Here is a 15133-nt window from a genome sequence, read left to right on the forward strand (position 1 = left end):
TTTACACTAGAATTGCCGCATACTTTTGTACTACTGCTTGAATAATTTTTTCTCTCGAATAGTTTTCAATCACTTCAAGCCTCAAATTTACAGCAATATGATTTCGAAAATCCGAATTACTTATCAATATTTTTAATTGATTTTGAAGCTCTTGAATATCATTCGGATTGAAAAGCAAACCACTAAAATTTGGCTTAATAAGAATCGAACAATAGCCGACATTAGTAGATAAAACTGCCAGTTGCGCTAATCCATATTCGAGTAAAACTAAAGGAAATCCCTCAGCTGTTGAGGCCAGTATTCCAATAGTTGCTTGAGATAAAATATGCTGAATGTCATCTTGAGCATCATAGATAAAAACACTAGTATTCAAATCAAAATTGTTAACATACTCTTTCAAAGCAGTTGAATAATCATCCTGAAAATCCTTGCCTACAAAGTGCAAACTCCATCCTAATTCATACAATTGTAATTGATGAAAGGCACAAAGTAACGCCATATGATTTTTAGGCTTTTTTAAATTTGCTATACATACAATTCGTTTTCCCACCTGTCCTTTCAAAATAGTTGACTCCAGATTCACATTTGCAACCTCAACAAAATTGGGAATAAAAAATACCTTTTTAGTAAATAAATTACTTAGAGCCCATTCTTTCATTTTTGGGTTTACGACGAAAATGGCAGAAAATGTGACAGAAGTAAGTAGAAGCGCAAGATTTTGCATTTTACTCTGCTTTTCTCGTACCCCTAAATGATCATGCCAAACCAATTTTATAGATGGCAAAACTAACTTCAACAAAAACGCAAAGAAAAATGAGGTACCATGTGCGTGAATAATTTCAATATTATTTTTTAAAATGAATTTTCGTAATTGGAGTAACGCAATACTATCCAACGTACTGCTTTTATTTAGAAACAAATACGGAACATTATTGTTGATCTGATTTCGCAAATTACCTTCCTTTCGAGTTACCACGAGTGCCGAAAAATCAATTTCATTAGCCAACGCATTAGCATAATTTACTGCCATTCGTTCTGCTCCTCCTGCCTCAAGTGAATCTATAATTTGAACAACGCGCATTATTTTAAAATCTTTAGTATTTCTGATTCAAAAAGCTCTGTAGTATATTTTTGGGACCAACTTACTGCTTGATTTTGCATGCTGTCATAAAGAGGTTGATTTTTTATGATTTTTTCCATTTGTAAAGAATCATTTGCTAAATCCATAGTCAGTAGTAACCCCCGATTTCCAAAGTCTAGCATAAAAGGAATACAAGAAACTTGAGTTGAAATAGGAACACATCCCCAAAACATACCTTCTGCAATAGCTTTGGGCCAGCCTTCGCTAGCGGATGGCAAAATCACAAAATGACTTTCTTGATACGCTCTTTGAATTATTTCTCTATTTTGATTTCCATTTAAAAAAACTACTGAGTCTAGCTGCTTTGTTTCGATATAATTTTCGAGTAGTTTTCGTTCAATACCTTCTCCATAAATACGCAAACGCACCGGATGACCTTTGAGATGTATACTCTCTATCATTTTAATGGCGTATAAAGGATTCTTTCCTTTGACTAAAACTCCAACAAACACAAAATCAATCGGTGTTTGTGATTTTTTTGGAACTAATCGCACTTTGTCTATCTCAGAATAGCTCGCCGTAAAAAAAGGATAAATATTTTGGGACTGACCATCCCAAACTCCATACACTAAAACTTTCATATTTCTGGTTAAGAAAGTATTGCTTAAAATCCATTGTTGCAATTGGTACGACCAAGGTTGTTTGGATTTAGGATCCCAATTACCAGCGTATTTAGCGGACTTAGGTGTTTTAGGAAAAAGAATTTGAACCAAGCAACCCATCAACCCAACATTACCAGGGCAACGCAAATGAATATGATCTGCAACTCGCATGGCTTTGTATAGGGTCCAAAACAAAACAGGAAGTTTAAAAAAAGTACGCAGAATAGCTTTTACAGATAATAAATCAAAACTTGGAACCGAAATAAACTGCATGTTTTGATGGCTATAGGAAGCATCAATAACCGTTACCTCTTTACATACTAAAGGAGCAACAACTAGAAATTCATCCACATTTTTTGCCCAAATATTCATTTCGGTCACATAAGGAGAATACGCAAAGTACAAGTTGTCAACTTGATGGTGCGGAACATGTGTGAAGAGTACAAACTTCATAACGGTTTTATTTTTGGTTTATTGAACCACAAACTCCACCAACCTACAGTTCGTCCCACAGCCTCCGTAAAAGCTTGTTTTTTTGTAGGTGTTGTTAGTGCATTACCAAATCTGATGCCTGTTAATAAAAGCGTAATGGCATGCCACTTGAACCAGTCTCTCCATGCAGGATTTGGATTTTTAACTCGCCAAACATACCAACCATTTCGCACCACCATTTTTCCGTATTGGTATTGATTGGGTCTTCCCTGAACATCATGATAATGGTGCAATTGTGCTGCTGTATTCAAATATAGTTTTCCCATTTTTGCAACTCTCAAAGCAAAATCAGCATCTTCATACAAACCATAACCTTCAAAATAGTTTGAAAATTGTTGATTTTTAAATACCTCTTTTCGATACGAAGAAACTCCTCCCATCAACAGCTCTACTTCATAAATTTTACCACTTGGAGGCAGGAAACCCACACTTCTACCATGTGAATATAATGAGGAATAGCCCGGCGGACAATCACTGTCTAATCCCAATTTCTTTCTTAAAACAAAACGGCTTCCATCGCTTCTAGTCCATCCATCAAAATAATATTCCGTTACTTTTGGCTGATAATCTATACCTACAAATTCGGTTTTAGACTCATTAACAATATAACCACCTGCACCCAAAGCTTCGGGATGGATTTCGTATGTTTTTAATAATTGTTCAAAATAATCCCATTCTAAAACGGTATCGTCGTCCAGAAAACAAATTACCTCAGCATCAACATTTACTCTTGCGATACCATAGTTCCTTTGTTTGGTGAGTCCGCGTGTTTCTGGCGGTACTTTATAGTACTGCAAATTCTCAAAAGTACTTTCTGCAATTACTTTTTGTGTCGCTTCGTCAGTTGAACCATCTATAATTAAAATTTGATTGGGATAAAACGTCTGTTTTGCAACCGATTGCAATAAAGTAAGCAAGGGCTGTGGACGCATATACGTGCATACAATTAATGAGAAATTTATCATTACTTAGTTCTTTTTCCTAGTATTAACAATTTTCTTGCATAAAATAGGGATTTGGCAAATTGCCTATTTTTATAAGGCATTCGGATTAAACGCCATATGAATGAAATTTTAGAGCCTTTAAAAAGATACAGAAAAAAATACTTTTTTTTGTATTCTAAAACTTGTTTTACGGTATAATGTTTAAGTATCCCATACAAAACCGTTGGACTTGGTACTGGACGTATGCCACTTACAGGTACATCCAGTTCCCAAGGTTGTTTTTTTCTTACTTTTCCACTAATCTTTGCTTGGTTTCCCCAAAAACGATAACCGCCTATTGCTGGTTTGAGATGCAAGTTTACAGAAAAAGGATTGTGCAAAACTACAACTCCAATTTGCGATAAGGACATCCCAAAATCACTATCCTCTCCGTAACCTCCGTCAAAATTAATATCGTTTCCTATTAATTGATTGACAAAAGTTCTTTTTACACAGGAATTGGCATTGCTGAACATCTGTGTTGCGCCAACTATCCATCTTTTGGATTCATAATCCAATATCTTTTTTTGTAAATCCTCTAAATTTTGAGTCTGATTATCCGCTCGGATATCCAAGCCGTTGCAAGCACCAGCATTATAGGTTTGCAACAAGCGAATATGATTCTCTATAAAATCTGGCGGAATACGAATATCATCATCCCCGAAAACAATATAATCCCCTTTACACAAAGCTATTGCTTCATTACGGGCGCGACAACTTCCCTGCGTATTTTGATGCTGAAACTGTACATCAAAAGGATAGTTATCAGGATTGTACAAACTGAAATTAAGTTGGTCGATTGGTGTTGCGTCTACAACAATTACTTGCGTTGGCAGATAAGATTGGTTCTTCAAATCACTCAATAAATTCAATGTGAAATCCTGCCGCATCATGGTTGGAATAATATAACTAACCGTTGGTTTACCATGAATTGGATTCAATTTTCTTGGTATAATTCTCGGGCCTATCGTTCTTTTTTGATGATTTTTTATCGCATACAATACCCCTTTCCATTCTTCTATTCTCCAAAAACCTTGACGGTACAACATGTAAAAAGAATGTTCTATTTTAAAATTTTTTCTAAAAAAAATGTACCGGTCTGCGGCAGTTATTTTAATTTTTTCATGAGTTGATAGCACAAACAAACCTTTAACATATAACGGAACTGCACCTCCATTTCGCAAGGCATTATACCCAAAATCGAGCGCCATTAGTTGCTTATTTTGATACTCTTCATCAAATCCATTTAAGGTATCCCAAACTGATTTCCGAATTACAAATGCGTGTGGATTAATTCGCCAACTCACACATTGGTCCAAACCATCAAAATCATTTAAATACCAGAAAAAAACTGCCGTTTGATATACCAATTCTGAAAACGCATTTTTGTAACCTTGTTCAAAACTACTATGCCAAATATCTCCCGATTCGAGTACTAAAACTTCTAATTTTTCAAAATCGGGAGCTCCACAGTACAACAGTATCTCTCCTGATTTTGTCTGGTACTGTTTAAGATCGATTTTCATAAACTTATATTTTTTTGGATGCAAGACAGGATATACATAAGCAATATTGCTACTACTGATTTAATTTAGTGGTTAGTACAGTATGGTAAAATAATACACTTTGTTGCGCTACTGTTGTTGTACTGAATTTTTCAATTACACTTTTACGGGCTGATAAACCAAATTGATTTCGCAAATCAGGACTTTCAAGCAAAGTTACAATGCGATTAGCATACGCTTTATGCTGCGTTGGATGAACCAAATATCCATTGACCCCATCATCAATTACTTCACTAGCCCAGCCAATATTGGAAGCGACAATTGCTTTTTCCATAGCCATTGCTTCGATCCAGGAAACAGGCAAAGCTTCTGCAAATGTTGGAAACACACATACCGTTGTTTCAATAATGTGTCTTTTTATTTCTTGGTAAGGAACAACTCCTAAATAAGTAACATTTGCAATTGCCTCAGGTGTAAACAATTGCTGCATCATTTTCCAAGTAGACACATTGCCCGATGCAATATCTCGGACATCTTTACCTACTAAAATCAATTTGGTATCTGGACTTTTTCGAATGACTTCATTAAAAATCAATGGCAACTCCAACAATCCTTTTTTTCGAATTAAACTCCCAAAATACAAGATAGAATTATCATTACTACTACTATCAACATCATTGCTAAAGACGTTCGTATCAATACAATTTGGAATGACGGAAAATTTTTTATCTAAATGAAACACGGTGTTGGTGGTGTCAGCAGTAAACTGACTTACAGAGAGCAAAGCGTCAGCAGTATTAAGCGCTCGCTTTTCATGAAATTTATTAACCCATTTTACAGGACGCTGGTCTAAATGACAAAAATAAGCATCTGATCCGTTCAATTTTAGTACAATAGAACATTTTTTTGGACGTATAAACGAGGTGATTCCTGTCCAATCGGGCGCTTCTACCAAATCGATTTCCTTTTTTTGGTATAGCGCATCAATAATCCGCTGGAGTTTTTTTCTGGTGAGATACCACGATAACCCTTTAAATTTTACATTTTTTATCTGTTGAATGCAAATACCGGCATCATCAAAAATGCTATCTTTCTTTTGACCATATACCAAAACGCGAACAGTACAACCAACTGCCAATAGTCCGACTGCTAAGTTTTTGATACTCGTTCCCAGTCCGCCAGAACTGCCAGTAAAAGCATGTGGATATTCAGGCGTTAGAAAAGCTATTTTCATCCAATTTTTTGATTTTTGAGTAACGATTTTTGGTTTCAGGGGTAATACACTTGAAGTGATGCTTCGTATTTTTTTTAAAGTAGTATATGGTTATTTTTTTTGAAAAAATCCTTAATAATTCTCATCGTAAACAATCTTGCTCCTGCATCATTCATATGCCCACAAGAAGAGAAATACTGGTCGCCTTCTACTGCGTTTTCATAATTATGGATTTCAGGATACATTTTATTCACTTTTTCAAAATAATCCAACCCCTTTGTATTGGCGCACATTGGCGTCATAACAGCAATTAAATTGATGTTGTTTGCTTTACAAATTTTCTTTATTTCTTGGTAATATTTATTTCGTATGGGTTTTAAAGCGCTGATATCATTTTTCATATTTCCTTTTTTGTTTACCAAAGGATAATATCCCAAATTTTGAAGATGTGAGGTTTTTTTATGTATAAAATTGAAAAACATTTCTCGAAAACCAATTTGAGCATCGAAAACAATGTACCGGTAAAAAGGAATATAAAACAACTTTGAAAAATCCTTTTCCTGACTAAAATGTTTCTCTATTACATTTGAATTATGAATGTAAGGTAAAAACTTAGATGAAATGCCGTCTGCTCTTTTTTCATTAGACAAATTGAGATCTGTTTCAATAATCACGTTTTGAATTTTATATTTTCTCTCAATCATTAATTTTAAAATTAAAGATGCTTCGAATAAATGACCTCCGCTCATTCCGTAATTAAAAGTTTTCAAACCGTTTTTTTCAAACATAGGTGCTACGAAATGATTGTTCGCGCGGGATGAGCCAAGAATAACAACATCATAATTCTTTGCAGTGGAGTTGTATACGTGTTCAATTTTTCCTCTCGAGGAAGATTGCAAATACACAGTGGTATATAAAAAGTCTAAAACAAAAGTAGTTACTACAGTTAAGACTACTATTTTTAAAGAGAATAATAAGAAATTTTTCATTAAAACTGGAAATATATAAATTCTTTATAATCAGAATAGGTTCCTAATGCTACAATTGCCGCCAGACAAAATGTTAATTTCAGCCACGAATACCTTCCTGAAATAGGTTCAATTTGGGTTCTGCTGTTCCACTCCACCAGTACAAAAGCCAAAATCAGCAATAGCAATTCATAATTATAACGTTCGTTCTCCAGATATTGCGAATCAAAGCTAAGATCTAAAAACATTCGTTTAATGTAATCAAAAGCATCTCCAATTGATTTTGCTCTAAAAAATATCCATGCTAAACAAGTCAGTGCAAATGTGCTTAAAATGTTTAAAAACACTCGAACCGAACTTAAATGCCACTGCAATGAAACGGTTTCCATGTTGGATCGGTTTTTATTCAAAAGTAACAACGGCAAAAAATAGAGCGCATTGATAAAACCCCAAGCGATAAAGGTCCAATTAGCACCGTGCCAAAAACCACTAACCAAAAAAATAATAAACGTATTCCTTATTTTCATGCCAATGCCTCCACTGCTTCCGCCCAAAGGAATGTACACATAATCCCGAAACCAGGACGACAATGAAATATGCCACTTGCGCCAGAATTCAGCAATATCTCTAGAGAAGTATGGATAATTAAAATTTCGCAACAAATCAATTCCAAAAAGCTTTGACATTCCCAATGCCATATCCGAGTACCCTGAAAAATCACCATAAATCTGGAAAGCAAAATACACGGCTCCCAAAATCAGAGAAAGCGAATTCATAGATTCATAATGATCAAAAATAGCATTGGCATAGGTAGCGCATGTATCTGCAATGACTACTTTTTTTAATAAACCCCAAATAAATTGGTAGATTCCTTCTTTTGCTTTTTGATAATTAAAACTGCGTTTTACTTTTACTTGAGGCAACAAGTGGGTCGCTCGTTCTATAGGACCTGCTACTAGCAAAGGGAAATAACTAACAAACAACGAATAATCGACAAAGTTATATTCGGCTTTTATTCTTTTTAAATAAATGTCAATTACGTAAGAGAGGCCATGAAAAGTATAGAAAGAAATACCAACAGGGAGAACAACATTTAATAGTAGCGGACTCGTTTGCAGTCCAAAACCATTCAAAAGTTGAGAAAAAGAATCTGCAAAAAAGTTGTAATATTTAAAAATTCCCAAAAAACCAAGGTTCATACTAATACTCAACCAAAACCAAAATTTCCTACTATTTTCAGATTTAGCTTTCTCAATTTGGATTCCAGTATAGTAATCTAAAAAAGTGGAAAAAACCAGCAAGAATAAGAACCGCCAGTCCCAGCAAGAGTAGAAGTAATAACTCGCAAGTATTAAAATAGCATTTTGACTGCTTTTGGTTTTATTGAAAACAAACCAGTATAATACAAATACAAGTGGCAAAAAAAGAGCAAAAGAAAGAGAGTTGAAGAACATAATATCGTATTGTAGGGCTGTGCTAAATTAATTTAAAGTAATTATCCACCATCGAATCTAATGAAAAACGAGTTTCAACTAATACTCTGGTGTTTTGAGTGATTTTAAAATCGCCCAAATATACTTTTTTAATTACATGTTGTAGCGCCGAAATATCTTTTGCAGCAGTAATAAAACCATTTTTATTGTTTGTTATCACTTCCTGGTTACCGCCAACATTAGTTGTAATTACGGGAACATTTGCCGCCAAACTCTCCAGAATAGACAAGCTAAAACACTCCATGTGTGTGGGCTGCAACATATAATCATAATGACAATAAAGTTCTTTTAAGTTCGAAACACTACCTTTAAAAATAAAATTAACCTCCAATTGTTTGTCCCTTATTTTATCGAAGAGGGCAACTTTATAAGGACCGTCACCATAAATATCGATTACCAATTTAGATTTTATAGCAACAGGTAAACGTGCAACAGCCTCGATTAAATCTTGAATCCCTTTTGACTCTCTTAAGTGTGACGCTACTAAAAACGTAGCGTTTGTAAAATTTCTTTGCGTTCTTACTTTTATGTCTTCAATAACAACGCCGTTGTAAATGGTTTTTATCTTATGTTGTAAGTGATTCCCAAAATCATGTACTAATGCATTTACCGTATATTGAGAAACGCCAACAAACAAATCAATGTATCTTGAAAAGAGTATTCCTTTTAATCTTTTTTCTATTTTCTTTTTTACTGAATATCCGCTGATAGGTCTAGGATTATGATCAACTGCAATAACTTTTGCATTAGATAGTCGCTTTATTTTTTTAAAAATAGGCGTGCATAGTTCTACAAAATGAGTAATCACATGAGTATAGCTTGGATTATTTTGAAAACAAAAATCAAGAAAAAAAGACTCCAGATTTTGATTATTACTGTCAAAAATTGTCAAATTTCCATATTCGCCATGCTCAGATCGATTGGGAAAGAACCAATTTACTTCTATATTATTCTGCTTACACTTAACGTCAAATTGCCAAAAAAAATAATCCATTCCGCCTACTCGTTCTGAGAGCAATTCATAATTGCATAGGATTGCTATTTTTTTATTTACACCCATTTTAATAGTGTTGCTGCAATTCGGTTTCCAGTTTTAGAAACTGGTTTACTCACTTGTAACTGTAATAATTTTTTTCGATTTACAGAATCTAAGTGTGGATTTTCTAGGTATACTTGTATGGCATTGACCAGTTCGTCTTGAGTCTTTACAATTTTAGTAGCGTTGCTGCGCACCACATTTACAATATGGGCGTAGTTTAAAAATCGTTGGTCATCGTACAATCCGTTTGTAGCAGAACCAAAAACAATATTAATTACTGGCTTATCAAATTGAATAAAATCCAAACTCATTGTAGACAACATATTGATATTCAAGTCAGAAAATTCCAGTAAGCTTCTCAAATCTTTGATGTCTTCAATAGTCGGTATGCGTTGTGACCACGCTTCTTGGTGCCCTTGACGCGATAAATTCCATTTGGGATAATTCCATTTTATAAAAGGATATCGTGCTACATAGTCAGTAAAACGTATCGGATCCTCAGCTGGTGATGTTCGCACCATAAAATTTATATTTCTAATTTTTTTGGCGACAATCGCATCCGCAATGGTTTCAATATACAATTCATCATTTTTACTCGTTGAAATATCCCCACAACTAAAACAAATGGTTTTCAAAGTATCATCTAAATTAAACTTCTCTACAAATTCTGCTTTAGTTACTTGGTACCTTTCTAACACATAAGGTTCAAATTGTGGCGTTCCAACTACCTGAATGTCTTCTTTTTTAACCGAGGTGTAAAACTGTTGCAATTCGGTTTTCATTAAATCACTCCAAACCAAATAATAATCAAAATTGGCTGCCATTCTTCCTTTGGAAGCCAAATTATCCCAAGAAAAAATAAATGTAGCGGTCTTCACTTTTAATTGTGCTGCCTGAAAAACCAAAGGGGCAATATAAGGCGGTCGCTGGTGTGTAAAAAACAATAAATCAAAATTCTCGTTTTCTAAAATTGTTTTATATTGAGTAGTTATCGAATTACTTTTAAATGATTTTTGTTGGCAAAAATTAAAGCGTTGAATCCATTTTTCAGAATGCAGAAAGGCGGTAAGTTTAAAAATAAAACGGGTTGCATAGCCTCTCGGTGATTTAGATGCGGTCGTGTTGACTCTTAAACTATCTTGAATTCCAAAATTATTATTTTTATACAATTGCAAATGCGCTATATCTTTGGCTTTTCGAAAAAACCATGTTTTGAACCTTTCTTCAAAAACATCCAGTTCAATAATTCTTGATTGCGTAACAAAGCCTCTATAGATGTGGTCTGGCAAACAAGAGAGTATGACTACCTCATCGAATAATTTCTCGGCTTCTGCCAAAAAATCGCTCAATATAAAATTCCGGAACCCTACTCCATCAGTAATTACAACTCCAAGTTTTTTCATTTGGTCAATTTTCTATAGATTTTCTCGTAAAATTTTAGCACGAGCTGCTCTAGTGCAAAAGTACTTTTTTTGTAAAGCTTTGTTTGAATTGACAATGAGTTTTTTGGAATTGCTACGATCTGCATTTTTTCTATGACACAATTGATTCTTTTGGTGTGCTTTTCATTTTCTCCGTAGCTTCTAGCATACCAAGTATGACATAAGATTTCTTGATTATTGAAAACTACTTTGTTTGAAATTCCATCTGAATCCATTACAGCCTCTAAAAAAAGAAATTGTTTCCCTTTTCTTCTCAGCCAGAAATAAAAGCAGTAATAAGGTTCGTAAAGACTAGTGATATCATAATCAAATGGTAATCTAGTTAAGTCATCATGAAATTCATTAGGAATATAAAACTGATTTTTGAGCATTTCCTTTGTATTCCAAATGGCTTCAATTTCTTTGAAATGTAGTATTGAAAAAAAAGTGTTTATAACAAATGGATTTTTATTTCGATGGGCAATACTTCCCCCGTCTCTAACACCACAAACTGTGATTTGATTTGCTTTCATTTCGTTGATAATATCAAAAACCGAATTCGGATTATAAAAAATCACATCCTCATCTGACATTATTAGCCACTCAATTCCTTTGCCTTTCAGCCTTTTCATCATGTATTTGAGGCTATGAATTCCATGCATTCCGTTGGTCCCATCAATTATATAGTGCGGGATTCCTTTTGGAAAAAACGATATAGTTTTAGCATACAAATCAAAATTTGCAACAGTAGTTAATAGTGCTATTGAAGAAGTATCCAAATCCTTAAATATTAAAAATTGTCTTTGAACTGTTTTTGATGATTGATCTGCCAAAAACTGCTCTTTTGAAGGGTTTTTACAAATAATTGAGCACTATTTCCTGCTCCAAAATGGCCTGTATCAGTACTAACTTTATGTAAAACCACACTTTCTAAAGCTTGTTTAATAGTGTTTGCGTCATAATCTATATTTATAATATCTGAATTTAGCACTCGATTTTGTTGGCGCGTGCCAATGTTTATAATCGGAATTCCGTAATACGGTGCTTCCCGGATTCCGGCACTACTGTTCCCGATAATAAATTGTGCATTTTTTAATAAGGTTAAAAAATATTCAAATCGAAGGGATGGAATAATACGAAATCTAACATTGCCTTTCAATTTTTGATATTCATCAATTATACATTGGCTTCCTAAATCGTTGTTGGGATAAATAACGATATAATTACGGATATCGACTTGTAAAGCTGCTACAAAATTTTGAACGTAGGCTTTCATGGCAGTAGCTTCGGTTGTCACAGGATGAAACATTACAATAGCGAAATTCTCAAAAGGAATTTCGTAATATTTTTTTACGTCTTCAATATTTGGTAAGTCTCCGGAAAACATAATATCAATATCGGGAGAGCCAATAGTATGTATTGAAGATTCCATTTCTCCCATTTGTTTTAAGCGCCTTGCAGCGTCATCGTTTGAAACAAAATGAATGTGACTGAGTTTAGAAACACTATGCCGAATTAGCTCGTCTACTGTTCCCGACAATTCACCACCTTCTATATGAGCGACTAGAATATTGTTGAGTGAACCCACAATCGCGCCTGCCAAAGTTTCTACTCGATCTCCATGAACTACAATTAGATCAGGATTTACCTTTTTGCAATAGCTAGACAATCCTTCGATGGTTTTAGCCAAAGTCAAATCCATGGTGGTTTCGTGAGTACTATTTTCAAACGTATGCACGTTCTTAAAATCACATCGTTCAATTTCAATCAGCGTAAGTCCATATAATGCTTGCAAATGCATGCCTGTAACAAAAACAAATACTTCAAATTCTGGATCGTTATCTAGTATCGAAATGAGTGATTTTATTTTACCAAAATCAGCTCTTGTTCCAGTTAAGAAAACTACTTTTTTCATTTTAAAATTTTAATCTTATTGAATCACAGCCAATCTCGACTGTACTCGATTTAATATTGTGTGATTGAGATTTTTTTCTATTCAGAACTGTTTATTATATATTTCCATAAATAAACTTTTGAAAGTATATGTTCCAAATAACACACCCCTAGCCCCTCTCAAGAGGGGTATTCGAATATTGCTACTATTTTTATTTCATTTGTCAACAGGTTTGATTTAGGAAAACTTGTTTAATTACAAACTTCTAGCCGCTCTCAAGAGGGGAATTCAACTATTGCTACTTTTGATATACTATTTGTCAACAGGTTTGATTTAGGAAAACTTGTTTAATCACACACTTCTAGCCCCTCTCAAGAGGGAAATTCGAATATTACTACTATTGTTATTCTATTTGTCAACGACTTTACTTTAGGAAAACTTGATCAATTACACACTTCAAGACACTCTCAAGAGGAGAATTCAAATATTGCTTCTATTGTTCTTTAAGTTCTCAACAGTTTTATCAATTAAAAATCTTTCTCTATTTACGGTCCTCGCTCCCCTCTTGAGAGGGGTTGGGGGTGTGTTTTTTATTCAAAATCAGAAAAGTCTAACTGTTCGTCATTCTCAATATCGCGTCTTGCAATTTTTCCCAATACTTCATTAAAATGTTCTGCTAAAATTTTTCCTGTTCCTGGACGTTTTACCCAAATATTTTCTTGGGTCAGTACTTCCCCTTTCTTTATTGTAGCAATAGTACAAACCGTTGCAAAAGCAAAGTCTATCGTTACCTGTTCTTCTAAAGCTGGTTCCTTAGTCCCGCCGCGCATTTGCCAAATCTCATTGGAAGAAACTATTAATTCAGAGGCCGTTTTTTCATCCATACTACATACAATATCTGGTCCTGTACGTTGCATATGATCTGTAAAATGACGTTCTAAAATGCTCGCACCTAAAGCAACTGCTCCCAAACACGCATTGTTGTTTAAGGTATGATCAGAAAGTCCAAAAACCTTGTCAGGAAAAGCTTCGTGCATTTGCGTCATAGCACCATAACGCACCAAATGAATGGGTGTGGGATATAAATTAGTCGTATGTAAAAGTGCTACTGGTATATTATGTTTGTCAAAAATAGCAAGCGCTTTTTGAACACTTTCAATAGTATTCATTCCAGTGCTTAGAATAATCGGTTTGCCAAAAGTAGCAATGTGCTCCAAAAGTGGGTAATTATTGCACTCACCAGAACCTATTTTGTAGGCTGGAAGATTCATTTTTTTCAACCTTTCGGCTGCAGCACGTGAGAAGGGCGTTGATATGAAAATCATTCCCTTGCTTTCAACATAATTTTTCAATTCCAACTCGTCACTTTCATTCAATGAACAGCGTTCCATAATTTCATAAATAGATACGCTTGCATTACCTGGAATTACTTTTTTTGCCGCACCACTCATTTCATCCGCAACGATATGCGTTTGGTGTTTCACAATTTCTACTCCTGCACGTTTTGCTGCATCGACCATTAGTTTAGCAATTTGCAATGAACCTTCATGGTTAATCCCTATTTCGGCAATAACTAAAGGGGAGAAATCTTGCCCTATTTTTCTACCAGAAATTTCTATATATGGATTCATAATACCAGTTAGGAGTTATATCGCTCGACTTGACTCGAGGTGATAATCATTTAAGATTTATCATGCCAAGTCCTGTCGAGACACTTTTTTTATTAAATATTCAGCGTAATCGAAATCCTCTTGTGTGTCAATATCAACTTGGGCAAAAATATGATTTACAAGGTATGGAAAAGCTTTTTCTGAGATGATATTATTGTCCAAAATCAGTGTAGCTTTTGTGATATAAAGCAAGCCATTCTCAAAATAAAGCGGCTTTAGATCTTGGCTGCGTTGACCTATTTCGTAATTGAACGGAATAAAGATCCCAGATTTAATTTCTCCAAATTTCTGCTGGTTTTGAGTAACGGTAAACAAACTATCGACTTTTTCGTTTTGGAATTTCTCAAAGCACTCGTTTAACAAATTTGGTGGGCGCAACGGATTAGTGGGTTGCAATACTATTACATTTTCAACTCCCTCATGAATAGATTGCAGTACGTGTTGCAAAATAGTAAGGGTTGGTTCTAAATCTCCAGAAAGTAAGGCTGGCCGATCAATCACTTGGGCTCCAAAAGCTAAAGCAATTGCTTTGATTGTAGAATCATCAGTTGATACATAAACCGCATCAATGATGTCGATATTGGCTTGCGCATATAAAATACTATGAACCAATAACGGATAATCGCCGAGCAAGAGCCTATTTTTATTAGGCAATCTTTTTGATCCGCCACGAGCCGGAATTATGGCAATGGTTTTACTTTTCATTTTCAAA

General features: G+C 34.5%; 13 protein-coding genes. All 13 read right to left on the minus strand.

What is annotated here, in order from left to right:
- Position 1 precedes the first annotated feature (1 nt).
- The gene (locus tag ACNQGO_RS01770) at positions 2-1081 is read right to left on the minus strand and encodes a glycosyltransferase (protein ID WP_417983982.1); all 1080 of its coding nucleotides are present in this window, start codon (positions 1079-1081) and stop codon (positions 2-4) included.
- Positions 1081-2196: a glycosyltransferase family 4 protein gene (locus ACNQGO_RS01775; RefSeq protein ID WP_417983983.1), complete on the minus strand. Its 1116-nt coding sequence runs from the start codon at positions 2194-2196 to the stop codon at positions 1081-1083. Before ACNQGO_RS01775 ends, ACNQGO_RS01770 begins: the two co-directional genes overlap by 1 nt.
- Positions 2193-3200: a glycosyltransferase family 2 protein gene (locus tag ACNQGO_RS01780; RefSeq protein WP_417983984.1), complete on the minus strand. Its 1008-nt coding sequence runs from the start codon at positions 3198-3200 to the stop codon at positions 2193-2195. Before ACNQGO_RS01780 ends, ACNQGO_RS01775 begins: the two co-directional genes overlap by 4 nt.
- Complete coding sequence (locus tag ACNQGO_RS01785; protein ID WP_417983985.1) at positions 3200-4744, minus strand: glycosyltransferase family 2 protein; 1545 nt, start codon at positions 4742-4744, stop codon at positions 3200-3202. The genes ACNQGO_RS01780 and ACNQGO_RS01785 overlap by 1 nt, the downstream gene beginning before the upstream one ends.
- Before the next feature lie 52 nt (positions 4745-4796).
- Positions 4797-5957 carry a glycosyltransferase family 4 protein gene (locus tag ACNQGO_RS01790; RefSeq protein WP_417983986.1) on the minus strand — a complete coding sequence of 387 codons (1161 nt, stop codon included), beginning with the start codon at positions 5955-5957 and terminating at the stop codon, positions 4797-4799.
- A gap of 74 nt (positions 5958-6031) precedes the next feature.
- Positions 6032-6925, minus strand: coding sequence for a hypothetical protein (locus ACNQGO_RS01795; RefSeq protein ID WP_417983987.1), 894 nt, complete (start codon positions 6923-6925; stop codon positions 6032-6034).
- Complete coding sequence (locus ACNQGO_RS01800) at positions 6925-8358, minus strand: MBOAT family O-acyltransferase (RefSeq protein ID WP_417983988.1); 1434 nt, start codon at positions 8356-8358, stop codon at positions 6925-6927. Before ACNQGO_RS01800 ends, ACNQGO_RS01795 begins: the two co-directional genes overlap by 1 nt.
- Positions 8359-8380: 22 nt before the next feature.
- Complete coding sequence (locus ACNQGO_RS01805; protein ID WP_417983989.1) at positions 8381-9457, minus strand: glycosyltransferase family 4 protein; 1077 nt, start codon at positions 9455-9457, stop codon at positions 8381-8383.
- Entirely contained in the window at positions 9448-10839 is a 1392-nt protein-coding gene (locus ACNQGO_RS01810) for a hypothetical protein (RefSeq protein ID WP_417983990.1), read from the minus strand. The genes ACNQGO_RS01805 and ACNQGO_RS01810 overlap by 10 nt, the downstream gene beginning before the upstream one ends.
- On the minus strand, positions 10836-11690 hold the full coding sequence (locus ACNQGO_RS01815; protein ID WP_417983991.1) for a hypothetical protein: 855 nt from the start codon (positions 11688-11690) through the stop codon (positions 10836-10838). Before ACNQGO_RS01815 ends, ACNQGO_RS01810 begins: the two co-directional genes overlap by 4 nt.
- Positions 11648-12772, minus strand: a complete 1125-nt coding sequence (gene neuC / locus ACNQGO_RS01820) for a UDP-N-acetylglucosamine 2-epimerase (RefSeq protein WP_417983992.1) — start codon at positions 12770-12772, stop codon at positions 11648-11650. The genes ACNQGO_RS01815 and neuC overlap by 43 nt, the downstream gene beginning before the upstream one ends.
- A gap of 569 nt (positions 12773-13341) precedes the next feature.
- The gene (locus ACNQGO_RS01825) at positions 13342-14382 is read right to left on the minus strand and encodes an N-acetylneuraminate synthase family protein (protein WP_417983993.1); all 1041 of its coding nucleotides are present in this window, start codon (positions 14380-14382) and stop codon (positions 13342-13344) included.
- A gap of 60 nt (positions 14383-14442) precedes the next feature.
- A complete protein-coding gene (locus ACNQGO_RS01830; RefSeq protein WP_417947940.1) occupies positions 14443-15126 on the minus strand; it encodes an acylneuraminate cytidylyltransferase family protein in 684 nt (227 codons plus the stop codon).
- Between the last annotated feature and the right edge of the window lie 7 nt (positions 15127-15133).

It is taken from the genome of Flavobacterium frigidum (assembly GCF_048286735.1).
Lineage (GTDB): Bacteria > Bacteroidota > Bacteroidia > Flavobacteriales > Flavobacteriaceae > Flavobacterium.